This window comes from Pseudomonas sp. OTU5201, from assembly GCF_038440135.1.
GTDB lineage: Bacteria > Pseudomonadota > Gammaproteobacteria > Pseudomonadales > Pseudomonadaceae > Metapseudomonas > Metapseudomonas resinovorans.
On record NZ_JASATC010000033.1, the window covers coordinates 47,283 to 69,591 of the forward strand.

At 64.2% G+C, this 22,309-nt stretch carries 19 protein-coding genes and 1 pseudogene; 13 read left to right on the plus strand and 7 right to left on the minus strand.

The window, feature by feature from the left end:
• Positions 1-74 precede the first annotated feature (74 nt).
• Positions 75-1,088: an AraC family transcriptional regulator gene (locus AAHM40_RS19635; RefSeq protein WP_342246130.1), complete on the plus strand. Its 1,014-nt coding sequence runs from the start codon at positions 75-77 to the stop codon at positions 1,086-1,088.
• Positions 1,089-1,195: 107 nt separating this feature from the next.
• Positions 1,196-1,933, plus strand: coding sequence for a DUF899 domain-containing protein (locus AAHM40_RS19640; RefSeq protein WP_342246131.1), 738 nt, complete (start codon positions 1,196-1,198; stop codon positions 1,931-1,933).
• Between the two features lie 261 nt (positions 1,934-2,194).
• Here the strand turns inward: AAHM40_RS19640 and AAHM40_RS19645 are convergent, their stop codons facing one another.
• Both AAHM40_RS19645 and AAHM40_RS19650 read right to left on the minus strand, forming a co-directional pair.
• Positions 2,195-5,269, minus strand: a complete 3,075-nt coding sequence (locus tag AAHM40_RS19645) for an efflux RND transporter permease subunit (RefSeq protein WP_342246132.1) — start codon at positions 5,267-5,269, stop codon at positions 2,195-2,197.
• A 1-nt stretch (position 5,270) separates the two neighbouring features.
• Complete coding sequence (locus AAHM40_RS19650; protein WP_342246133.1) at positions 5,271-6,368, minus strand: efflux RND transporter periplasmic adaptor subunit; 1,098 nt, start codon at positions 6,366-6,368, stop codon at positions 5,271-5,273.
• Between the two features lie 143 nt (positions 6,369-6,511).
• On the opposite strand from AAHM40_RS19650, the gene AAHM40_RS19655 reads away from it, so the two are divergent.
• The 6 genes and pseudogenes from AAHM40_RS19655 (at position 6,512) to arsJ (ending at position 11,153) form a co-directional block, all read left to right on the plus strand.
• Complete coding sequence (locus AAHM40_RS19655; protein WP_342246134.1) at positions 6,512-6,652, plus strand: hypothetical protein; 141 nt, start codon at positions 6,512-6,514, stop codon at positions 6,650-6,652.
• The gene (locus tag AAHM40_RS19660) at positions 6,649-7,848 is read left to right on the plus strand and encodes an MFS transporter (RefSeq protein ID WP_342246135.1); all 1,200 of its coding nucleotides are present in this window, start codon (positions 6,649-6,651) and stop codon (positions 7,846-7,848) included. Before AAHM40_RS19655 ends, AAHM40_RS19660 begins: the two co-directional genes overlap by 4 nt.
• A 434-nt stretch (positions 7,849-8,282) precedes the next feature.
• Positions 8,283-8,390 (plus strand): annotated as a pseudogene (locus tag AAHM40_RS19665) (arsenate reductase ArsC); the annotation flags it as partial.
• Positions 8,391-8,397: 7 nt separating this feature from the next.
• A complete protein-coding gene (locus AAHM40_RS19670; RefSeq protein ID WP_342246136.1) occupies positions 8,398-8,754 on the plus strand; it encodes a metalloregulator ArsR/SmtB family transcription factor in 357 nt (118 codons plus the stop codon).
• Between the two features lie 74 nt (positions 8,755-8,828).
• Positions 8,829-9,833 (plus strand): ArsJ-associated glyceraldehyde-3-phosphate dehydrogenase, encoded by a 1,005-nt coding sequence (locus AAHM40_RS19675; protein WP_342246137.1) that lies wholly within the window; start codon positions 8,829-8,831, stop codon positions 9,831-9,833.
• 90 nt (positions 9,834-9,923) lie between these two features.
• A complete protein-coding gene (gene arsJ / locus AAHM40_RS19680; protein ID WP_342246138.1) occupies positions 9,924-11,153 on the plus strand; it encodes an organoarsenical effux MFS transporter ArsJ in 1,230 nt (409 codons plus the stop codon).
• A gap of 94 nt (positions 11,154-11,247) precedes the next feature.
• On the opposite strand, the gene AAHM40_RS19685 is transcribed toward arsJ, so the two are convergent.
• From AAHM40_RS19685 to AAHM40_RS19695, 3 genes are all read right to left on the minus strand, one after another.
• A complete protein-coding gene (locus AAHM40_RS19685; protein WP_342246139.1) occupies positions 11,248-11,736 on the minus strand; it encodes a GNAT family N-acetyltransferase in 489 nt (162 codons plus the stop codon).
• Positions 11,737-11,913: 177 nt separating this feature from the next.
• A complete protein-coding gene (locus tag AAHM40_RS19690; RefSeq protein WP_342246140.1) occupies positions 11,914-12,408 on the minus strand; it encodes a BRO family protein in 495 nt (164 codons plus the stop codon).
• A 464-nt stretch (positions 12,409-12,872) separates the two neighbouring features.
• The gene (locus tag AAHM40_RS19695) at positions 12,873-13,745 is read right to left on the minus strand and encodes a WYL domain-containing protein (RefSeq protein ID WP_342246141.1); all 873 of its coding nucleotides are present in this window, start codon (positions 13,743-13,745) and stop codon (positions 12,873-12,875) included.
• 115 nt (positions 13,746-13,860) lie between these two features.
• Here AAHM40_RS19695 and AAHM40_RS19700 point away from each other — a divergent pair, with 115 nt between their 5' ends.
• Together AAHM40_RS19700 and AAHM40_RS19705 are read left to right on the plus strand one after the other, a co-directional pair.
• On the plus strand, positions 13,861-14,109 hold the full coding sequence (locus AAHM40_RS19700; RefSeq protein ID WP_342246142.1) for a hypothetical protein: 249 nt from the start codon (positions 13,861-13,863) through the stop codon (positions 14,107-14,109).
• Positions 14,110-14,197: 88 nt separating this feature from the next.
• The gene (locus AAHM40_RS19705; RefSeq protein ID WP_280286596.1) at positions 14,198-15,094 is read left to right on the plus strand and encodes a LysR substrate-binding domain-containing protein; all 897 of its coding nucleotides are present in this window, start codon (positions 14,198-14,200) and stop codon (positions 15,092-15,094) included.
• A gap of 87 nt (positions 15,095-15,181) precedes the next feature.
• On the opposite strand, the gene AAHM40_RS19710 is transcribed toward AAHM40_RS19705, so the two are convergent.
• The gene (locus tag AAHM40_RS19710; protein WP_342246143.1) at positions 15,182-16,885 is read right to left on the minus strand and encodes a BCCT family transporter; all 1,704 of its coding nucleotides are present in this window, start codon (positions 16,883-16,885) and stop codon (positions 15,182-15,184) included.
• A 211-nt stretch (positions 16,886-17,096) separates the two neighbouring features.
• Positions 17,097-17,711, minus strand: coding sequence for an eCIS core domain-containing protein (locus AAHM40_RS19715; RefSeq protein WP_342246144.1), 615 nt, complete (start codon positions 17,709-17,711; stop codon positions 17,097-17,099).
• Between the two features lie 198 nt (positions 17,712-17,909).
• Here AAHM40_RS19715 and AAHM40_RS19720 point away from each other — a divergent pair, with 198 nt between their 5' ends.
• The 3 genes from AAHM40_RS19720 (at position 17,910) to AAHM40_RS19730 (ending at position 22,168) form a co-directional block, all read left to right on the plus strand.
• Positions 17,910-18,860 (plus strand): GlxA family transcriptional regulator, encoded by a 951-nt coding sequence (locus AAHM40_RS19720; RefSeq protein WP_342246145.1) that lies wholly within the window; start codon positions 17,910-17,912, stop codon positions 18,858-18,860.
• 276 nt (positions 18,861-19,136) lie between these two features.
• Positions 19,137-20,072: a LysR family transcriptional regulator gene (locus tag AAHM40_RS19725; RefSeq protein WP_342246146.1), complete on the plus strand. Its 936-nt coding sequence runs from the start codon at positions 19,137-19,139 to the stop codon at positions 20,070-20,072.
• A 257-nt stretch (positions 20,073-20,329) separates the two neighbouring features.
• Positions 20,330-22,168, plus strand: a complete 1,839-nt coding sequence (locus AAHM40_RS19730; protein WP_342246148.1) for an amidohydrolase — start codon at positions 20,330-20,332, stop codon at positions 22,166-22,168.
• Positions 22,169-22,309 lie beyond the last annotated feature (141 nt).

Here is a 22,309-nt window from a genome sequence, read left to right on the forward strand (position 1 = left end):
CATGGAGCTTGCGTGCTTCAACTCGACGCGCCGCTAGAGCGCGCATCTCCAATTGCCGTGTTGGGTGCCGCGTGATGAGTACGAAGAACCATCTTCATTTTCGAGACATATCCGCCGATCGCTACGATCTGGCCGGAGCCCGCTCCTGGATGTCGAACATTTGCGGCCCTCACCACTTGAAGGTGGCGAAGCCCGAACGCATCCAGTTCCACCACAGCGGCAATGTCCTGCCCTCGATGTCCACGACCCTGGGCTATGTGGAGTACGGCACCGACGTCACCATCGGCGTCGGTGAAGAGATGAACCTCAACTGCTACAGCGTCAGCCTGCCGCTCTGCGGCGAGCAGGAGCTGGCCAAATCCGGTCGCCTGCTGCATTCGGATCGCGATTGGGGCGTGATCGTCTCGCCCCACGAGCACCAGGAGCTGACCATCGGCGGCGACTGCCACAAGTTGCAGGTGGCCATTCCCCGTGCGGCCATGCAGCAGACCCTGGAAGACCTGCTGCAGCGCAGCGTGGACTTGCCCATATGCTTCCAGGCCGAGATGGACGCCGTGGATGGCGCGGCTGCGTCCTGGTGGCGCATGGCCCGGCACCTGATCGACGAGCTGGAGCGCAGCCGTGATCTCTACGGCCAGCTGTTCTTCACCCGCGACCTGGAAAGCGCGCTGATCAAGGGTCTGATCCTGGCCCAGCCGAACAACTATTCGGACGAGCTGCGCGAGCGCCTGGAGATCAAGCTGCCGCACTACCTGCTGCGCGCCCGCTCGTTCATCCAGGCCCATGCTCGCGAGGACATCTGCCTGGAAGATATCGAGCGAGCTGCCGGCGTTTCGCGCTTCAAGCTGTTCGAGGGCTTCAGGAAGTACTTCGACCAGTCGCCCATGGCGTACTTGAAGAAGCATCGGCTGACCGCCGTGCGCCAGGACATCCTCGAGGATCGCTCGCAGCGCAACATCTCCGAGATCGCCATGGCCTGGGGCTTCAATCACCTCGGGCGCTTCTCCAGCGAGTACCGCAAGTTGTTCGGCGAAACACCGAGCGCCACTGTCCAGCGGCTAGAGGCCAGACGCGGCCACAGCTTCTGAGGCGAGACCGCTCGTCGCCAACGCTTCGCGCCATTGTCGAGCGCACCCTTTGCCGGACGACCACTTGGGCGAGTTCCCTATCAACGTCTGGTTCAGGAGTGCGCACCATGAAAATCGACAATCACCCGGTGGTTTCCCGCGAAGAATGGCTCAAGGCCCGCGAGGCGTTGCTGCGCCAGGAAAAGGCCTTCACCCGCGAGCGCGACACGCTCAGTGCCGAGCGCCGTGCGCTGCCCTGGGTACGCATCGAGCAGGTCTACGCCTTCGAGGGACCGGATGGCTGGGAGACCCTGGCCGACCTCTTCGACGGGCGCAGCACGCTGGTGGTCTACCACTTCATGTTCGGTCCCGGCTGGAAGGAAGGCTGCCCGGGTTGCTCATTCCTCGCTGACCATATCGACGGTGCCAACCAGCACCTCAAACACCACGATGTGACGCTGCTCTGCGTGTCGCGGGCGCCCTTGCAGGAGTTCCAGGCGTTCCGCAAGCGCATGGGCTGGAATTTCAAGTGGGTGTCGTCCCAGGGCAGCAGCTTCAACCAGGACTTCGGCGTGGCCGCACGGCGCGAGGACATCGACGCCGGCACCGCGCGTTACAACTACGGCACCAGCAAGGACCCAGGCGAGGACATGCCAGGGCTCAGCGTGTTCTACCGCAACGAGGCGGGGCAGATTTTCCACACCTATTCAACTTACGCCCGGGGGTTGGACCTGCTGGTGGGCGCGTACAACTTCCTTGACCTGCTGCCCAAGGGACGGGACGAAGCGGAAATCATGGATTGGATGACCTACCACGACCGCTATGAAGAAGAGCCCTCCAAGGTACACAGCTGCTGCGCGGAGTAGCTTCTCGCAATTGTGGGGGCGAATTCATTGGCTATGTCTGCATGACGTGTTGCAGGCGGCTGCATTGCCAGCGAATGGCGGCGTTTCGCTGGCAAGCCAGCTCCTACAAGGCTCTTGGCCCGATGGTAAATCTCTCGCAACAGCTAACGCGGACATAGCCAACTCATTCGCCAGGCAGGCCAGAGGTCTGCTCTGCCTGGCCCCAGGGGCAACTGCGTTGCCCTTGGCGAATGAATTCGCCCCTACAGGAGGTTTACCGCCTCATGCCAGGGCCACTGCGGTGGCTATCGGTTTTTCCTTGCGCAACACCAGCGCGCACAGCGCCGGCAGGAACAGCAGGGTCAGCATGGTGCCCACCAGCACGCCGCCGATCAGCACGTAGGCCAGGGATGACCAGAATACCGAGAAGGTCAGCGGGATGAACGCCAGGGCGGCGGCCAGGGCGGTCAGCAGTACCGGGCGGGCGCGGCGGACGGTGGCTTCGATGATGGCTTCGCGCAGGGGGCGGCCGTGGGCCAGCTCCTGTTCGATCTGGTCGGTGAAGATCAGGGTATTGCGCATCAGGATGCCGCCGATGCCGATCAGGGCCAGGATGGCGTTGAAGCCGAAGGGCTGATTGAACAGCAGCAGCGCCGGGATGGCGCCTATCAGGCCCAGGGGCGCGGTGGCAAAGACCATGAACATCACGCCGAAGGAGCGCACCTGGAACATGATCACCACCAGGGTCAGCAGGATCATCACCGGGAACAGCACGGCGAGCGCCTTGTTGGCCTTGGCGCTTTCTTCCACCGGGCCAGCGATGGTCACCTTGTAGCCCGCCGGAAGCTTGGCGATCAGCGGTTGCAGCTGGGCGTACACGGCCTTTTCCACGTCCGGTGGCTGGGTGCCGGCAACGATGTCGGCGCGCACTTCGAATGTGGGTTCGCGGTCGCGGCGCTTGAGGATGGGTTCTTCCATCACAGGCTGGAAGCGGCCCACCTGTTCCAGCGGCACCGAGACGCCGGCTGAGTTGGTGATGGTCAGGCCTTCGATGCCGCCGAGGTTTTCCCGTTGGGCATTCAGTGCCCGAACCATCACGGCCACGGTGCGCGTGCCCTCGCGCACTTCGGTCACCGGGTTGCCGGTGAGCAGGGCGTTGAGCTGATTCTTGACTTCGTTGGGGGTGAAGCCGAGCAGGCGCAGGCGGTCCTGGTCCAGTACCAGGCGATAGGCGCTGCTGCGCTCGCCCCAGTCGACAAAGGTGTCGCGAGTCATGCTGTTGGCGGCGACCACAGCGCGGACGTCTTCGCTGATCTGGCGCAGGGTTTCGAGGTCCGGGCCGGAAACGCGGAACACGACTGGGAAGGGCACCGGCGGGCCGAACAGCAGTTGGGTGACGCGTACGCGTGCGGAAGGGAATTCACCCGCTTCGATGCGCTCACGCATGCGCGCCTTGAGGGCGTCGCGGGCCTCTGAGTTCTCCGTCTGCACGATAATCTTGGCGAAGGCCGGGTCCGGCAGTTCGGGATTCAGGGACAGGAAGAAACGCGGTGCGCCGCCGCCCACATAGGCGTCAACCAGCTTGGTCTGCGGTTCGTCCAGCAGGGCCTTTTCCAGCTGCTCGACCACGGCTTCGGTGGCCTTGAACGCGCTGCCCGGCGGCATATAGACCTCGACCAGCAGCTCGGAGCGGTCGGAGTTGGGGAAGAACTGCTTCTTCACCACGCCCATGCCCAGGCCGCTGAGCACGAAGGCCAGCACCACCAGCGCGGTGACCGACTTGCGATGGTTGACGCACCAGGTGACCAGCGCGCGCAGGCGCTGGTAGAGGCGGGTGGCGTAGAGCGCTTCATGGCCGCCGGGCACCGGTTTGATGTTCGGCAGCAGTTTCACCCCCAGGTAGGGCGTGAAGAACACCGCTACCACCCAGGAGGCGATCAGGGCGAAGCCGACGATCCAGAAGATGTTGCCGGCGTATTCCCCGGCGCCGGACTTGGCGAAGCCCACCGGCAGGAAGCCGATCACGGTTACCAGGGTGCCGGTGAGCATGGGCGCGGCGGTGGAGGTCCAGGCGAAGGTGGCGGCCTGCACGCGGTCCAGGCCTTCCTCCAGTTTCACCACCATCATTTCGATGGCGATGATGGCGTCGTCCACCAGCAGGCCAAGGGACAGGATCAGCGCGCCGAGGGTGATGCGGTCGAACTCGCGGCCGGTCATCAGCATCACCACGAAGACGATGGACAGGGTCAGTGGCACCGCTGCCGCCACCACCAGGCCGACGCGGAAACCCAGGGCCAGCAGGCTGATGAGCATGACCACGCCGAGGGCGACGAAGAATTTGAGCATGAACTCGTTGACCGCGATGCGGATCTTTTCGGCCTGGTCGGACACCTTGTCGAAGGTCACGCCAAGCGGCAGCCCGGCGTGGATGCGGTCTTCCTCGGCCTGCAGGGATTTGTCCAGCTCCAGGCCGTTGAAGTGCTTCTCCATGATCACGCCGAGCATCAGCGCCGGCTCGCCCTGGTGGCGGATGCGGTAGCTGGGCGGATCTTCATAGCCGCGCTTTACCGTGGCGACGTCGGCGATGCGCAGCAGTTTGCCGTTGGCGTTGATGGGCACATTCTCGATCAGCTTCAGGCTGTCGAAGGCACCGTCCATGCGGATATAGGCGCGCGGGCCGGCGGTTTCGACGAAGCCGGCCGGAGCCACGCCGTTCTGTTTGGCCAGGGCTTCGAATATCTGCTCGGGCTTGAGGCCCAGGGTCGCCAGGCGCTCATAGGAGAACTCGACGAAGATGCGCTGGGCCTGTTCGCCGAGGATGTTGACCTTCTTTACGCCGGGCAGGTTGAGCAGGCCCTGGCGCAGCTCCTCGGCCATCTGCACCAGTTGGCGGTGGGGCAGTTGCTCGGCTTCGAGGGCATAGAGGGCGAAGTAGACATCGGAGTATTCGTCGTTGAAGAAAGGCCCGATCACGCCTTGCGGCAGGCGCTTGGCCTCGTCGGAGAGCTTCTTGCGGGTCTGGTAGAAGAGCTCCTGGATGTCGCCCGGCCGGGTGGAATCGAGGTACTGGAGCTTCATCGAGACGAAGCCGGGTTGGGCGATGGTTTCCACCCGGTCGTAGAAGTCCAGTTCCTGCAGGCGCTTTTCCAGGCGGTCCGCCACCTGCTCCTGCATTTCCCGCGCGGTGGCGCCGGGCCAGGCGGCGGTGATGGTCATGGTCTTGACCGTGAAGGACGGGTCTTCGGCGCGCCCCAGCTTGCTGAAGGCAATGGCGCCGGCGACCAGGGTGGCGATGATCAGGAAGAGGGTGACGGCGCGGTTCTGCACCGCGAAGGCCGAGAGGTTGAAGCGGCTCATCTCAGTGCTCCAGGGCCAGCGACGGCGCCGGCAGTTCGCGGATGCTGTCGCCGGTGTTCAGCAGATGGGCACCGAGGGCGACGATGCGCTCGCCTGGTTGCACGCCACCTTCCAGCACCGCCTCTTCCTGCTCCAGACGCACCACACGTACCGGGCGTAACTCCACTTTGTTGTCCTTGCCAATCACCCAGACACCGGCGCCCTGGCCCTTGTCGTGCAGGGCGCCCAGCGGCACGCGCACCAGCTTTTGCTGGGCCGCGCCATCCAGGCGCAGGGTGACGGTGGAGCCGATGGCCAGGGCGGCCGATTCCCCGCCCAGGGTGTAGCGAGCACGGAAGGTGCGCGTGGTGGCGTCCGCTGCGGCGGAGAGTTCGCGCAGGGTGGCGGGCACCGCTTCAGCCGCGGCGCCGTAGGGATAGGCGCGGGCCGCGTGGCTGGCCAGGGCGCGCTGGGTTTCCGGGATGTCGATCACGGCCTCGCGCGCGCCGTCATGGGCGAGGCTGGCGACCACCTGACCTTCGGCGACCACCTGGCCGCGGTCCACGCGCACGTCGGTGATCACACCGTCGGCGTCGGCCTTCAAGGTGGAGTAGGCGCGGCGGTTTTCCACCTGGGCGGCTTCGGAGGTGGCCGCGGCTTGCTCGGCCTGGGCCACCCGCAGGCGTGTGGCGGCCTGATCGAATATCTGGCGGGAAACAGCGCCGGTGCCGGCCAGCCGGCGGTAGCGGGATTCGTCATCGCGTGCCTGACGCAGTTCGGCTTCGGCGGCGGTAACGCGGTTACGCGCGGCGCGCAGGGCCAGTTCGAAGTCGGTGTTATCCAGTACCAGCAGCACGTCGCCACGCTTGACGCGAGTGCCCGGGTCCACCTTGCGGGCGATCACCTTGCCGCCGACGCGGAAACCCAGGTCGCTGGCGGTACGCGCTGCCACCACGCCGGTGTAGAGGGCGTCCTGCTGGGCGGCGGCCTGCACCTCGGCCACCAGGACAGCGCGCGGCTGCGGCGCCGAGACGCTGGTGTCGGCCTGACTGTTGCAGCCACTCAGGGCCAGCAGTGCGGCAGGAATCAGGGCGAGAAGGGCGGCGTGCGAACGGTTCATGGAGCGATCCTCTGGTTCGGCGGCACAGGGCGGAAATACCGTGGGTCGAAAATATGATATGCATAATCTAATTTTGTGTATATATGTCACTCGTAATTTAAATCGTCAGCCCAAGGGCGAAGCGACCAACGGAGGTGCATGCGATGAACAACGAACAGTACGTAGTAGAACGCGTCGCGGACTGCGGTTCGCCGTCCGTGGTCAGCAACGACGACTGGCAGGCGCTGGAGTGGCAACTAATGGCCCTGGCGCTGGAAGCCGAAGAAGAAGGAGTCCGCGCATGAGCCCGTCACGTCTGCTGCTGGTGATCCTCATGGTGCTGACCGCCATGGGCGAGATATCCACCCAACTGATCATTCCCGCCCTGGGCCACATTGAGCAGGGCCTGGGCGCCGCCCATGGTGCCAGCCTGGCCGCGTTGTCCGCCTTCGTCGCCGCCTTTGGCGTCGGGCAGTTGCTGCTCGGTCCGCTGTCCGACCGCATCGGCCGTCGTCCGGTGCTGATCGGTGGACTGAGCCTGTACCTAATCGCCACGGCCTGGATGCTGCTGGCCGACAGCATGACGGGCTTCATTCTCGGGCGCGTGGCCCAGGGCCTCGGCGCTTGCGCTGCGCTGGTGTTGGCGCGGGCCATCGTGCGCGATGTGTGGAAGGCCCAGGCTGCGCCGGCCCTGGCCATGACCGTGATCGGCATGCTCAGCGCCATTGCCCTGGCCCCGATGCTGGGCGGCCTGCTCACTCAATGGGGCGGCTGGCACGCGCCCATCCTGGCTTCGCTGACCATTGGCAGCCTGGCGCTGCTGGCGGTGTTGGCCTTCTACCGCGAATCCAACCCCAGCCTCGACCCCAAGGCCGGCCATCCGGCAACCCTGGCGCGGGACTACTTCGATCTGCTCAAGCAGCGCTCCAGCCGTGCCCTGGCGTTCACCCTGGCGGGCACCTACGGGGCAATGTTCGCGGTCGTGGCCGGTTCCTCGGCTGTCTATATCGGCCTGTTGGGGCTGAGCGCGGCCGAGTACGGCCTGGCCTTCGGGGCCACCATTTCCGGCTTGATCGCCGGGGCGTTGTTCACCCAACGCAAGATCATGCAACTGGGCCCGCAGCGTATCGTCGGCATCGGCGTGAGCCTCGTCGCAACAGGGGCCCTTGCCACCTTGCTGGTGCATGCCACGCTCGGGTTATCGGTGCTCGGCCTCTCGCTGCCGCAGGTGCTGGTGACCCTGGGCGGTGGCATGCTGATCCCTGCATCGGTAGCCGGCGTGGTCATGCCCAATGCCCACCGCGCGGGTCTCGCCGCCGGCCTGATGGGTTTCGCCCAGATGCTCGGCGCCACCTGCAGCGGCCTCCTGCTCGGCGCCCTGCAGGATGGCACCGCCTGGCCGATGATCGGCCTGCAGTCGCTGTTCGCCCTGGCCGCCATCAGCGGATTTGCCCTGATGACTCGCAAGCCGCGCAGCGCAGCGGTATCGGCGGCGGGGTAGGGAGATCGACTCGGGAAGGGCGGATGGATTCGCCCTTGCGGTGATCCACTGGCGGACAAGGGGACGGCTCGCCGGACACACGGACCGGTCGAGTTTGAGCGGTGATTGGCGAGCAGTAGCGTCTAACTACCAAACAGGCCGGTCAGCAACAGCGCGCTCAAGGTGGGTTTCCTTATTGCTCGATTCCTGGGGCGATCAAGGTGCGACAGAACCTGGTTCGCTTGTCATGTCAGGTTCATGGCGATGCACGAATATACGGTTTGCCGGATGTTTTGGATGGAGTAGGGAAGCACAAGTGCTCGGGTCAGTGCTGGTTAATGACCTTGCTGGCGAGTCGATCACTGCTTAGATCGGCTGTTGCGGTTTGATGGCTTTACCTGATATTCGAAAAAATCATATATTTGAAAAACCATATCTATCTGAAAAATGGCCATGATTTCCAAGACCCGGTGACCAGCAGCAGGCCCGGCGCCTTCCGCCACACCGTTCACGAAATCCATGAACGCATCAAGATGTTCGTTCTGGTGAAAACCAAACGTTGAGACCGCTATGGCCGACCATCTGACCCCCACCACCGTATTCAAATGCCTGGCTGACGAAACCCGCGTTCGCCTGATGCTACTCATCACCCGCGAGGACGAGTTGTGTGTCTGCGAACTCACCTGTGCGCTGGATGAGAGCCAGCCGAAGGTCTCCCGTCACCTGGCGCAACTGCGCACCTGCGGGCTATTGGCGGATCGCCGCCAGGGCCAGTGGGTCTACTACCGCCTGCATCCCAACCTGCCCGACTGGGTACACCGCGTGCTGACTACGGCGCTGGACGCCAACCGGCACTGGCTGAGCCCCGACTCGAAGCGCCTGGAAGGCATGGGCGACCGTCCCGAGCGCGTCGCTGCCTGCTGTTGAGCACGGGCTGAGCAGCCAGTCGAGCGATGCCCAAACGTTCTATCTGATCCACGCATTTCTTCGAGAACACGAGCATGAGCATCAAAATTGGTATCAACGGTTTCGGTCGTATCGGTCGCCTGGCGCTGCGCGCTGCCTGGGACTGGCCGGAGTTCGAGTTTGTCCGCATCAATGACGTCGCGGGTGACGCCGCCACCCACGCCCATCTGCTGAACTTCGATTCGGTTCACGGCCGCTGGCAGCACGAAGCCAGTGCCGAAGGCGACTACGTGGTGATCGGCGGCAAGCGCATCCAGGTCACTGCCAACAAAGCCATCGCCGACACCGACTGGTCTGATTGCGATCTGGTGATCGAGGCCAGCGGCAAGATGAAAACTGTTGCCGTGCTCCAGGCCTATCTGGACCAGGGCGTGAAGCGGGTGGTGGTCAGTGCGCCGGTCAAGGAGAAGGGCGCGCTCAACGTAGTGATGGGGGTCAACCAGCACCTGTTCGACCCGGCGCAGCACCGCATCGTCACCGCCGCGTCCTGCACCACCAACTGCCTGGCGCCGGTGGTCAAGGTGATCCACGAAAACCTCGGCATCCGCCACGGCTCCATCACCACCATCCACGACCTGACCAATACCCAGAGCATTCTCGACCAGCCGCACAAGGACCTGCGCCGCGCCCGTGCCTCGGGAATGAGCCTGATTCCCACCACCACGGGGTCGGCCACCGCCATCGCGGAGATCTTCCCCGAGCTGCGCGGCCGCTTGAACGGCCACGCCGTGCGGGTGCCGCTGGCCAACGCATCCTTGACCGACTGCGTGTTCGAAGTGGAGCGCGCAACCACGGTCGAAGAGGTCAACCAGCTCCTCAGGACGGCGTCGGAGAATGAACTGAAGGACATCCTCGGCTATGAAGAGCGTCCGCTGGTGTCCATCGACTACCGCACCGACCCGCGCTCGTCGATCATCGATGCACTGTCGACCATGGTGGTCAACGGCACCCAGGTGAAGCTCTATGCCTGGTACGACAACGAGTGGGGCTACGCCAATCGCACTGTCGAGCTGGCCCGGCTGGTCGGTCTGGCCGGTTGATAGCACCGGTAGCCCGGATGAAATCCGGGAATGCCTCGAAGCACATTTCCCCGGATTGGTATCCGGGCTACCCGCCAGGAGTGGAACCCGATGAAGGCGTTGTCCAGCCTTTCCCCTGATGTGCGCCAGTACCTGCTAGTGACCGGCAACTACTGGGCCTTCACCCTCACCGACGGCGCATTGCGCATGTTGGTGGTGCTGCACTTCCACAGCCTGGGCTACACGCCACTTCAGATCGCTGCGCTCTTCCTGTTCTACGAGATCTTCGGTGTCATCACCAACCTGGTGGGCGGTTACCTCGGCGCGCGCGTGGGGCTGAACCGCACCATGAACATCGGCCTCGGGATGCAGGTCATCGCACTGCTGATGCTCACGGTGCCCGCCGCCTGGCTCACCATCCCCTGGGTGATGGGCGCCCAGGCGCTGTCGGGCATCGCCAAGGACCTAAACAAGATGAGCGCCAAGAGCTCGATCAAGCTCCTGGTGCCGGACAGCCAGCAGGGCACGCTCTACCAGTGGGTGGCGATCCTCACCGGTTCAAAAAACGCGCTAAAGGGCGTGGGTTTCTTCCTGGGTGGTGCGCTGCTTGCCCTGCTGGGCTTCACGGGCGCGGTCCTGGCCATGGCGGTCGTGCTGAGCCTGATCTGGCTCGGCAGTCTGGTGCTGCTGAAGAAGGATTTGGGCAAGGCCAAGGCCAAGCCGAAGTTCCGCGACATGCTGTCCAAGAGTCGGGCCATCAACATCCTCTCGGCGGCCCGGCTGTTCCTCTTCGGCGCCCGCGACGTCTGGTTCGTGGTCGCGCTGCCGGTGTACCTGAGCACCGTTTTCGGTTGGGACTTCTGGCTGGTCGGCGGCTTCCTCGCCGCGTGGGTCATCGGCTACGGCATCGTGCAGTCCGTCGCGCCGGCCATCACCGGCAAACGGCGTGGGCATGTACCGGGCGGCCGCGCGGCCTTCCTCTGGGCAAGTTTGCTGGCGGCGTTACCCGCGGCCATTGCGGTTGGCCTTTCAAGCGGCTGGTCGGCCCAGGTGGTGCTGTTGGGTGGGCTGATGGTGTTCGGTGCGCTGTTCGCCGTGAACTCCTCCCTGCACAGCTACCTGATCGTCAGCTATGCCAAGGAAGACGGCGTATCCCTGGACGTGGGCTTCTACTACATGTCCAACGCGCTGGGGAGGTTGATCGGAACCCTGCTGTCCGGCTGGATCTACCAGGCCTATGGGCTGGAGGCGTGCTTGTGGGTCTCCACTGTTTTCGTGGTGTTGGCCGCATCCATCTCCATCGGCTTGCCTAGGCACGCCCAGAACCTGCAGTCGGCGTGACGGCGTTATCGCTGAAGCGATTCTGCGCAAGGCTGGGTTTGAGAGGCGGCAGGCGGGAAAGGCGACCAAACCCCTGGCATCAGCGGCCAAGTGATCAAAGGGTCTTCGCCATCTCGGCAGTGCCCGCCCAACCCAATCCCTCATACACCGGCTTGCCGGCCTTGGTTGCGTGCAGCACGGCGAAACTCAAACCGCGTTGGGCGAACTCGGCTTCCGCGAGCTTCATCAGGGCCGAAGCCAAGCCCCGGCGCCGGTAGGCAGGTTCAACGAAAACATTCAGCACATAGCCGCGCTGGTCAGAGGTTGGATGGGACGGATGAGGGGGCCAGTCGATACTCATCAGGCCAATCGACGCCGCAGGCTGCTCGGCGTCCATCAGCGCGAAACCGTAGTAGCGACCATCAAGCAGGCGTTGCTGCAGCCAGGGCCGGAAATGCTCGGTCATCAGGCGCAATTTCGAGGGGTCGCCTTCAGCCTCGAGGAACATCGTCTCGCGGTGCACGCAGATGATCTCAAGGTCATCGGGCCTGAGCCGGCGAGCCGTCAAGCCTGCAAAGTCGATGTTGCCGGGTATGTCGTTCATCGCGGGCACCTGGACGGAAAAATCCAAATCTAGGGCGGGCGGGCACGAGGTGACAGACACAGATTGGATAAAAGCACGTCATACAGCGGTCGTGGCACTCAGCCTCCGCCGCGCTCTGCACCAAGCTACGGTTCGCAGTTCAGGCAAAGGCGCCGCCAATGGGCGGCGCCTTTGTTTTCAGATTCGCCACCAGCTCGGCAGGCAGCTGAGGCTTTGCGGGGCTTGCTGTGTTGCGAAGTGGGGGAGCTCTTCGAGGGGTATCCAGAGTCTTCCTTGCCATTCCAGCTGGCTTTGCCGCAGGCCGTCCCATTTCATCAGTACGCGCCTGGGTTGGCTGGGGGCGAGGTTTTCGGCGTCGCGCAGGGTGGGGAAGAACTCGTGGTCGAGCCAGTAGCGGAGGCTGCGGTTTTCCGGGCGGTGGTAGCGGCAAAGGGTGCGGTAGGTGGCGGACTGGCTGATGACGGGCACGTTTTCTTCGTTGCCGGTGGCGTAGAGGAAGCGCAGGGCCTGGCGCTGGTCGGGGTCCATCTGGTCGCAGAGGCGCTGGTGGTGCTTGTGGCCGATGAGCCGGGCGAAGTCGAAGGCGCTGGTCCAGGGCTGGCCGTCGATCATCACGCCGCGCAGAGGGCGGGTGTAGCCGTGGAGGGTGATGGGGGTAAATGCTTCATGCATGGGTGTAACTCCTGGGACTGGTTGAGGAGCTACCGTCGTTCGCTGTCAATCGAAGGGCGGCAGACCGCGCGGGGTTGACAGACCGGGTCCAGGATCCGGCAGATCACGAGGATCTCCCCACGCGATCTGCCATGAAGCGTTGCAGCACATACTGCACGCGTATCAGAGCCTGCAAAGAACCTTCGCTGTTCCTCGCATGCACCGATTGGCGCAATCGCGCCTGGACAACGGGCTGTCAAACCCGGGCACGGGATTGACCGTGGCGGACCGGAACACTATCGAGCGCGCTTGTAGGCCCTCAAGGTTACTGGTGTGTGGGAAATTTCACTGTAGGACGGCGAAAGCGGATGGGGCGCAGGTGTGTAGGCCGAGGGCCCGCGATTAGCCGGTGATACCGAGCCCGGCCGATCAGTCCTCACCCCCGGTCCAAACATCCCGAGGGGAGAGGGGGAGTGAAGCGGCGCTCAGCTGTACAACCAGCGCTCCAGCTCTTCCAGGTTGGCCGCGACTATCTGTTGGGCCACGGCCTTGGCCTGCAGCTTGTTCGGGTCGATCTGGTAGCGCTGCAGCACGTACTGCACCAGGGCGCCACGGGTATTCAGCACCAGGCGGCCGTCCTGCATGCCGTAGTCGACTTCGATAAGGGCCTTCTGCGCCGGTTTCAGGCGCGGGTCCGGCTCGATGATCACCTGCACCTGGGTATTCCAGCCTTCGTCCTGCTCGCGGCTGTGTTCCGAGGCGTCTAGCAGCTCTGGCACGCCACGCAGGCGGCTGAGGACGAAGTCGCGGTAGGCGCGGTTCTTCTCGCAGTAGGCGCGTACATGCCAGCGCATGCCGGTGTAGACCAGGGTGTGCGGGGCGATCAGGCGGATTTCCGGTGTGGGGTTGGCCAGGGAGACGTACTCGGTTTCCAGCCGCAGCCCTTCCCGACAGGCCTTGAGCAGCGGCCGCAGCACTTCGGGGCGTACCGAGCGGTCCGGCACCTTGAGCACGTCGGTGTGGGCGTAGGCCAGGGCCAGGCCCTCGATATGGGGCGCGCGCTCGTGGTTGTGGTTGAGCAGGTGGAGATAGGCATCGGCGCTGTCGTCGATGAACAGCGGACGGAACTGCTTGCTGGGGACATAGCCTTTCAGGTGCTTGTCATATGTCAGGTTTTTGGGCGCATGTTCACCGATGTAGGTGTTGATGTCCTTGGACGCCTGTTGGCGGCTGATGCCGAAGCTCTGCATCAGGTGATTGGTGGTCAGGCGCCCCTCCCACCAGACAACGGTCTCGATCAGGCGGTAGCGCAGGGCCAGGTCCCAGCGCACGTGTTCGATCGACTGCTTGCGTTTCATGGCGTGCCTCCATCCGTGCCAAAAGTTTACCTGTACACATCCACATTCTAGACCTGTCTTGTGACGCTACATATCTTTTCGTCATCGGGCAAGACGGCCCATTCTGGAGACAGGGATGAACGCAATGGAACTGGCCTGGGCCTTGCTCGGCGGTGCGATCCTGCTGATTGTGCTGTTGATGCTGGCCCTGTTCTGGCAGGAACTGCGGGTGCGCTACGGGCAGGAGGCGCTGGCGGACATGCGTCGGCGTCTGGAGGGGCTGCAAGCCGCCAACGAGGCGCTGCGTCGGGAAAACCGCGAACTGCGCGCGGCCTTGCAGGCGACTGGCCAGTACTTGACCAAACCGTCTGCGACACCGGGATAGCTATCCCCGCCAGCCTCGGCGACGACAGGGGAGCGGGGCCTTAAGATCGCGCCATCGATGAGAGCATCCATCGCCGCTGGCCTGAATCATGAAGATCCATCCTCTGCCTCCCTTGAACAGCCTGGTCGCCTTCGAGGCTGCCGCCAGGCACCTGAGCTTCACGCACGCCGCGAGCGAGCTGAATGTCACCCAGGGCGCCATCAGTCGCCAGGTACGTCACCTGGAGGAGTACCTGGGCAAGCCGCTGTTCGAGCGTGGCACGCGTACCATTCACCTTACGCCCACGGGCAGCCGCTACTACGAAACCGTGCGCGACAGTCTGCTGCATGTCGCCCGTTCCACGGATGAAATCCGTCATTGGCGTGGTGACCAGCAGGTGACGGTGGTCACCAGCACGGCGCTGGCGGCGCACTGGCTGCTGCCGCGTGTGCCGCAGTTCAAGAGTCGATTCGAAGACATCGACCTGCGCATCGTCGCTGACGATCAGGTCAGGGACTTTTCCCGCCTGGAGTGCGATCTCGCGCTCTACTACTGCAGCAAGCCGCCCAAGGACATGCGGAGTACGCCATTGTTCGCCGAAGAAGTCTTCCCCGTATGCAGCCCGGCCTACCTGGCACGCCACCCGCAATTGACGACGGTGGACGGGCTGGCCGATTGCACCTGGCTCTGGCTGGAGGCCACCCAGCGTGACTGGATCGGCTGGCCGGAATGGCTTGATCGACTCGGCCTTGGCCCGCTGATGCCGCGCCAGCGGATCAATATCAACAGCTACAGCCTGCTGATCCAGTCGGCCCTCTGCGGACAAGGGGTCGCGCTGGGCTGGCATCAGCTGGTGGATGACCACCTGCTGACCGGCGCCCTGGTGCGACCGAACAGCCTCGCGCTGAAGACCGAGGGGAGTTTCTGCCTGCTGGAGCGCGCCGGTCCGGGCAGTCCGAGGCAGAGCGTTCGGCAGTTCCGCCAGTGGCTGACGGAGAGCGTGTGACCTGGGGCGCCAGCACGACCGTAGGATGTGGCAGAGCGCAGCGAAACCCATGCTGTTAGCAGCCAATGGGTTTCGCATCGCGGCGAGTCAGACCTGTTTACGCGCAGTGAGGGCGCCCGCTGGGTCGGCGTTGCGCTGGGTCTGGCCGCTGGCGAGGGCGTCCACCAGGTGGGGCGCCTGTCCGGTGAGGCGACGTCCGCCCGGATGGCCGGGCAGGGCGCCCAGCGGCTCTTCGCGCAGGCAGCGCATCAGCGTGTAGCTGAGCAGCAGGACGAACAGCGCGATGGGCAACCCGGCGGCGATGCTGGCCATCTGGATCGCCGTCAGCCCGCCAGCCAGCAGCAGGGCAATGGCGATACCGGCCTGGAGCACGCACCAGACCAGGCGGATGCTCTTGGGAGGATCGACGCTGCCGTTGGAGTTGAGCGTGCAGAGCACCTGGGTGCCGGAGTCTGCCGAGGTGATGAAATAGGTCGCCAGAAGGATGCAGATCAGGATGCTCAGCGCCTTGCCCAGCAGCCCCGTATCAATTCGGTCCATCAGCACGAACATGGCCGAGGTGGTTTCCCGCTGGGTGGCCTGCAGCACGCTGCCGCCCTTGAACTCGGCCTGAAGGCCGGTCAGCTCGCCAGCGGCGACGCGCTGCTCGTGCTGGAGGCGGTCTTCCTGTTCGGCCTTGAGTGCCGATCCGCCGAACACCGACATCCAGACAATGGTGACCAGGGTCGGCACCAGCAGCGCACCGACGATCAGCTCGCGAGCGGTACGGCCCTTGGATATCCGCGCGATGAACAGGCCGACGAAGGGACCCCAGGTCAGCCACCAGGACCAGTAGAACGCGGTCCACAGGTTCTGCCAGCCGTCGTCCTTCTGGGCGTCGCTCCAGAAGCTCAGGTGCATGATGTTCTGTGCGTAGTCGCCGGTGCTTTCCAGCATGAGGTTGAGGATGTAACGGGTCGGCCCCAGGCAGAGCACGGCGGCCACCAGGACGACGGAGAGGATCATGTTCCACTCCGAGAGAATCTTCATGCCGCGGGACACGCCGGCCATCACGGAAAGGGTAGTGACCAGGCTGATGGCAATCACCAGGCCCACCTGCACATTGAGGTTCACCGGTAGATCGAACACCTGGGCCAGGCCTGTGTTCATCTGCACCACCCCCATGCCCAGGGAAAGGGATACGCCAAAGGCCGTGATCACGGCGGCGGTGATATCCACAGCATGGCCGAGCGGCCCATGGATGCGTTCGCCGATCAGCGGGTAGAGAATCGAGCGCATGGTCAGCGGCAGGCCCTTGCGATAGGCAAAGTAGGCCAGCGCCAGGCCGACGATGGTGAAGATTGCCCACGGATGCAGACCCCAATGGAACAGGGTGATGCGCATGGCGGTCGTGGCGGCTTCGTCACTCAGCCCTTGGGCGAAGGGGTTGCCGGCGTAGTGGGACATGGGTTCGGCCACTGACCAGAAGATCAGCCCGATGCCCATGCCGCCACTGAACAGCATGGCAATCCAGGAACCGAAGCTGAATTCGGGCTCGTCCTCGTCACGCCCGAGCTTGATATGCCCGAAGCGGCTCATGGCCAGGTAGATCAGCAGCCCCAGCACGCCCGTGACCAGGGCCAGGTAGAACCACTTGAACTGCTGCAGGACGAAGCTGGAAGTGGCCTTGAACACGTCTCCCGCCTGTTCGGCCTGCAGCACACAACTCACGACGAAGGTGATCACAATCAGCACCGAGCCGAGCGTCACCGTGGGATTGAGGCCCTTGAACAGGCCCGATTCTGCACGCATCTACATCCCCTTTTGTTCTTGTTCAAGGGTTTCTACGGGGCGCAAGGGCCCAATCTAGAGCGACAAAATGGGGCTAGAGGGGATTGTCGGACAACTCATTTTTCGTCATGCCTCGATGATATTTCGGCATGGGTGACGCCTTCGTGGCCGTGCTACTGCGTGGGTTGAAGCCCACCATCGTCATCCCCGCCCAAGCCACCAGCAACCTGGTTCAGAGTGCCTTGCCGCTACTCGCCACCGTCGGCTTGAGCGCCCGCGCCACTTCGCCCTGGATCTTGTAGGCCGGTGCTTCTACCGCGTCGTAGTCGCGGGTGTAGCGGCGGGCGAAATCTGCCACGCCCCAGTCCAGGTATTGCTTCACGTGGTGGAGTTCGTGGGCCCACAGCGCGACGTTGTTCTGCGCGTCGTCCTCGTTGCGGAAGACGATCACGTCCACCAGGGTCACCGCTTCCACGTCGGGGTTCTGCATCAGGGTGTTGGCGGCATTCATCTCTGTGTCGACGCCCACCTTGTAGCGCGCCGTGTCCAGCACCCGCAGGTCGTAGTAGGGCTCCAGCTGCGCGCGGATATGCAGCGGAATCGGCTGCAACTGGGTGGCAAGCATGTTGCTTCGAGATTGCACAATCCACTGCTGCAGGCTGGTGGCGGCCACTTGGTTGACGCTTTCCAGCAGCGGCGCCATATCGCCCTGGGCACCTGGCGCACAGAAGCAGGTCACCACGCACACCTGCGATTGCCCGGCGGGGCAGGCGAGGGCAGCGGTGGACATGAAGGACAGGGCGAGAATGGTCTGGTGAAGCAATGTACGAGCGGATACAGCGAACAAGTGGCCTCCCGGAGGCGCTGACGGAGCGCACCATTATGGACAGCGGCGGCGGGGATTGGTTGCGCAATCCCCATCCGGCTGTCGGCCAGGCGTCGAGCGGAAGAATGTCGATCTGGTTGCGTGCCGTGAACTCGCAATTGCGTCCCACCACGTCTTCCCCCATGCTCCTCCCTGTCCCGCCTTGGTATGCCTAAGTCCATGAAAAACATAGCGATGGTGTTGTATCCGGACTTCCTGCTCCTGGACATCGCCGGCCCTCTGGAAGTCTTCTCGATCGCCAATCGCTATCTGGCACCGGACAAGCACTACCGCATCACCATCATTGGCACCGAATCCGGCCCCCTGCGTGCGTCCAACGGCGCGCTGATGCAGGCGGAGTTCACCCTCGAACAGGCCACGGGCAGCTACGACCTGCTGTTGGTACCCGGTGGCCCCGGTGCCTACAACCACCAGCATCCCGAGCTACTGAGCTGGCTGCGCGGCGCGAGCGAGCGGGTCGGGCGTTATGGCTCCATCTGTACCGGTACCTTCATCCTCGGCCATGCCGGCCTGCTGGACGGCTATCGGGTGACCACCCACTGGCATTACACGGAGCGCCTGATCAAGGCCTTCCCCAAGGCGCGTGTGGAGACCGACCAGATCTTCCTCGAGGACCGCCGCCTCGTGACCTCGGGTGGTGTCACCGCCGGCATCGACCTGGCGCTGTCCATGGTGGCCCTGGACCATGGCCGCAAGGTCGCCCTGGACGTCGCCAAGGTGCTGCTGGTGGTCATGAGCCGGCAGGGCGGGCAGGCTCAGTTCAGCCCGTTGGTGGCCAACATCACCACCCATGAGACGCCCATCGGTCGGGTTCAGAACTACGTGCTGGAGCACCTTGACGAGTCATTCAGCATCGCGCGGATGGCCGAGATCGCCGCCATGAGTCCGCGCCACTTCGCCCGTCTGTTCGCCCGCGAAGTGCAGATGACGCCCATGGAGTTCCTGCAGAATGCCCGTATCGACCAGGCCCGTAGCCTGCTCGAGTCCAGTGATCTGCCACTGAAGACCATCGCCTTCCGCAGCGGCTTTGGCAGCGTACGACTGATGCGCCAGCGCTTCGTCGAGCGGCTGGGGCTGACCCCCTTGCAGTACCGCCTGCAGTTCAGCTGAGTGAGCGCGTGTCCGCATTGGGCACTTCGATGTCCGTACCCGGCCCCGCCGCGCGGTTGTCGCCCAGTCTCCACGTGACAAGATAAAGCCATTCGTCGAGAGCCGGGCGCACGTCTGCCCATGCGGCCGCGTGCGCGCACCGGTGATGAACGGGTGTTCGACTGCCAACCTGGCACTGCCGTGCTGCTGGCCATGGCCTACATTCAATCGAGCCTGGAAATTCCTGCCAGACCCACCCCATCACCACGACACCGATTCCTCCACCAGGATGGCTCCATGAACCGAAACGAATTGCGCCGCGTCGATCTCAACCTGCTGGTGGTGTTCGAAGCCCTGATGTTCGAGAAGAACGTGACGCGCGTGGCTGAGAAGCTCTTCCTGGGCCAGTCCGCGGTGAGCGCCTCGCTGGCGCGCTTGCGCGATCTCTTTGATGACCCGTTGCTGATCCGCCAGGGACGCGGCATGGAGTCGACGCCCAGGGCGCAGGCCATCCTCAAGGAACTGCGTCCGGCGCTGGATGCCATTTCCGGAGCTGTGAGCCGTGCCCGGGAGTTCGACCCCTCCAGCAGTCGAGAGGTGTTCCGCATCGGCCTCTCCGACGATGCCGAGTTCGGCTTGTTTCCCGACCTGCTGCGGCGGCTGCGCGAAGAGGCGCCAAGTATCAAGGTGGTGGTGCGCCGGGTGAACTACCTGCTGATCCCCTCGCTGCTGGCCTCCGGGGAGATTTCCGTGGGAGTCAGCTACACCCAGGACCTGCCGGCCAATGCCAAGCGCCGCAAGCTGCGGGACATCCCCTGCAAGGTGTTGCGTGGCGACGACCGGCCTGAGCCACTGACCCTGGACGATTACTGCGAGCGGCCCCATGCCATGGTGTCCTTCTCCGGGGACCTGTGCGGCAACATCGACCTGGACCTGCAGCGGGTGGAGCGCAGCCGTAACGTGGTGCTGGCGGTGCCACAGTTCAGTGGCCTGCGCTCGTTGCTGGCGCGCACCGAGCTGATCGCCACCGTGCCCGACTACGCCGCCTGCGCGCTGGTGGAAGGCACCTGCCTGCGTGCCGAGGATCCCCCATTTCCAATCGCCCCTGCCGAACTCTCCATGGTCTGGAGTGGCGCGCATGACAATGACCCGGCCGAGCGCTGGCTACGCAATCACATCTACCAGCACATGTCGCGCTCGTTGCATGAGTTGGGTGAGCCGGAAGCCTTCTAGTACGGCTGTTCCAGTGCGAGACAGTACCTATGTGCAATCGACTTTCGCCGGGGCACGGCATGCTCGTGGTCCGACCTGTGCCACCGCTCCGGCGCCCACCGACCGAGGAACCGCTCATGAGCCAAGACCCCTCCGACAAGAGCCGTCGCCGATTCCTGGCCACCAGCTCCGTGCTGGGCGCCACCGGCGCCCTGTGGTCTGCCCTGCCATTTGCCGGCAGTGGCGGCGCGACCTTCGCCAGCCCATCGAGGAACGACATGAAAGCTGACCTGATCCTGTTCAACGGCCGTTTCCATACCGTCGACCGCGAACGGCCCACCGCCAGCGCGGTGGCCATCAAGGAAGGCAAGTTCCTCGCCGTCGGCAGCGACGCCGAAGCCATGGCCCTGCGCGGCGACGCTACCCAGGTCATCGATCTGAACAAGCGCACCGTCATCCCCGGCCTCAACGACTCGCACCTGCACCTGATCCGTGGCGGCCTCAACTACAACCTGGAGTTGCGCTGGGAAGGCGTGCCCTCGCTGGCCGATGCCCTGCGCATGCTGAAAGACCAGGCTGATCGCACCCCCTCGCCGCAGTGGGTGCGGGTGGTCGGCGGCTGGAACGAGTTCCAGTTCGCCGAGAAACGCATGCCCACGCTGGACGAGCTGAACAAGGCCGCGCCGGACACCCCGGTGTTCGTCCTCCACCTCTACGACCGCGCCCTGCTCAACCGTGCCGCACTCAAGGTGGTCGGCTACAACCGCAATACACCCAATCCGCCCGGTGGCGAGATCCAGCGCGACGCCAGCGGCGAACCCACCGGCATGCTGATCGCCCGGCCCAACGCGATGATCCTCTACTCGACCCTGAGCAAAGGGCCGAAGCTGCCGCTGGAGTACCAGGTCAACTCCACCCGCCAGTTCATGCGTGAGCTCAACCGCTTGGGGTTGACCAGTGCCATCGATGCCGGCGGCGGCTACCAGAACTACCCGGACGACTACCAGGTGATCCAGGAACTGGCCAAGCAGGGCCAGCTCAGCGTGCGCATCGCCTACAACCTGTTCACCCAGAAGCCCAAGGAAGAGTTGGCCGACTTCCAGAACTGGAGCAAGCAGGTCAAACCCGGCGACGGCAGCGACTTCTTCCGCCACAACGGCGCCGGCGAGATGTTGGTGTTCTCCGCCGCCGACTTCGAGGACTTCCTCGAACCGCGCCCGGACCTCGCGCCGAGCATGGAGCAGGAGCTGGAACCGGTGGTGCGCCACCTGGTGGAACAGCGCTGGCCGTTCCGCCTTCACGCCACCTACAACGAATCCATCTCGCGCATGCTCGACGTGTTCGAGAAGGTCAACCGTGACATCCCGTTCAACGGCCTGCCCTGGTTCTTCGACCACGCCGAAACCATCAGCCCGCAGAACATCGAGCGCGTGCGCGCCCTGGGCGGCGGCATCGCCATCCAGGACCGCATGGCCTTCCAGGGCGAGTACTTCGTCGACCGCTACGGCGCCAAGGCCGCCGAGCAGACCCCGCCGATCCAGCGCATGTTGGCCGAAGGTGTGCCAGTGGGTGCCGGCACTGACGCTACCCGCGTGTCCAGCTACAACCCCTGGACCTCGCTCTACTGGCTGGTCAGCGGCAAGACTGTGGGCGGCCTGGAGCTGTATCCCCAGGGCCTGTCCCGCGACACCGCGCTGCAGCTGTTCACCCACGGCAGTGCCTGGTTCTCCAGCGAGCAGGGCAAGAAGGGCCAGATCAAGGTGGGCCAGTTGGCCGACCTGGCGGCCCTGTCGGCGGATTTCTTCAGCGTCGAGGACGAAGCCATCAAGTGGATCGAGTCGGTGCTGACGGTGGTGGACGGCAAGGTGGTGTACGCGGCCGGCGAGTTCGACAAGCTGGGCCCACCGCAACTGCCGGTGCTGCCCGACTGGTCGCCGGTGGCCAGGGTTCCCGGTCACTGGAAACCCGCCGCGCCGTTGACCGCCCAGGTGCACCAGTGTGTCGGCGCCTGCGCCGTGCATGCCCACAGCCACGATCGGGCGCGGCAGTCCAACGTGCCAGTGAGTGATTTCCAAGGGTTCTGGGGCGCCTTTGGATGTTCGTGTTTTGCCTTCTGACGGCTCCCTGCGGGCTCGAAGGGCAGACCTTCGGCCTGCTTGGCGAATGAGTTGGCTATGTCCGCGTTAGCTGTTGCGAGAAATTTACCAGCGGGCCAAGAGCCTTGTAGGAGCTGGCTTGGCCCCGGAAACCCCCCCTTA

Bases quoted from the DNA above. Each gene is read 5' to 3' on its own strand.
- AAHM40_RS19690 (WP_342246140.1), bottom strand. From the start codon at position 12,408: ATGCATGAAGCATTTACCCCCATCACCCTCCACGGCTACACCCGCCCT.
- AAHM40_RS19660 (WP_342246135.1), top strand. From the start codon at position 6,649: ATGAGCCCGTCACGTCTGCTGCTGGTGATCCTCATGGTGCTGACCGCC.
- AAHM40_RS19650 (WP_342246133.1), bottom strand. From the start codon at position 6,368: ATGAACCGTTCGCACGCCGCCCTTCTCGCCCTGATTCCTGCCGCACTG.
- AAHM40_RS19685 (WP_342246139.1), bottom strand. From the start codon at position 11,736: ATGAACGACATACCCGGCAACATCGACTTTGCAGGCTTGACGGCTCGC.
- AAHM40_RS19730 (WP_342246148.1), top strand. From the start codon at position 20,330: ATGAAAGCTGACCTGATCCTGTTCAACGGCCGTTTCCATACCGTCGAC.
- AAHM40_RS19675 (WP_342246137.1), top strand. From the start codon at position 8,829: ATGAGCATCAAAATTGGTATCAACGGTTTCGGTCGTATCGGTCGCCTG.
- AAHM40_RS19645 (WP_342246132.1), bottom strand. From the start codon at position 5,269: ATGAGCCGCTTCAACCTCTCGGCCTTCGCGGTGCAGAACCGCGCCGTC.
- AAHM40_RS19695 (WP_342246141.1), bottom strand. From the start codon at position 13,745: ATGAAACGCAAGCAGTCGATCGAACACGTGCGCTGGGACCTGGCCCTG.
- AAHM40_RS19670 (WP_342246136.1), top strand. From the start codon at position 8,398: ATGGCCGACCATCTGACCCCCACCACCGTATTCAAATGCCTGGCTGAC.
- arsJ (WP_342246138.1), top strand. From the start codon at position 9,924: ATGAAGGCGTTGTCCAGCCTTTCCCCTGATGTGCGCCAGTACCTGCTA.
- AAHM40_RS19640 (WP_342246131.1), top strand. From the start codon at position 1,196: ATGAAAATCGACAATCACCCGGTGGTTTCCCGCGAAGAATGGCTCAAG.
- AAHM40_RS19710 (WP_342246143.1), bottom strand. From the start codon at position 16,885: ATGCGTGCAGAATCGGGCCTGTTCAAGGGCCTCAATCCCACGGTGACG.
- AAHM40_RS19725 (WP_342246146.1), top strand. From the start codon at position 19,137: ATGAACCGAAACGAATTGCGCCGCGTCGATCTCAACCTGCTGGTGGTG.
- AAHM40_RS19635 (WP_342246130.1), top strand. From the start codon at position 75: ATGAGTACGAAGAACCATCTTCATTTTCGAGACATATCCGCCGATCGC.
- AAHM40_RS19700 (WP_342246142.1), top strand. From the start codon at position 13,861: ATGAACGCAATGGAACTGGCCTGGGCCTTGCTCGGCGGTGCGATCCTG.
- AAHM40_RS19705 (WP_280286596.1), top strand. From the start codon at position 14,198: ATGAAGATCCATCCTCTGCCTCCCTTGAACAGCCTGGTCGCCTTCGAG.
- AAHM40_RS19720 (WP_342246145.1), top strand. From the start codon at position 17,910: ATGAAAAACATAGCGATGGTGTTGTATCCGGACTTCCTGCTCCTGGAC.
- AAHM40_RS19655 (WP_342246134.1), top strand. From the start codon at position 6,512: ATGAACAACGAACAGTACGTAGTAGAACGCGTCGCGGACTGCGGTTCG.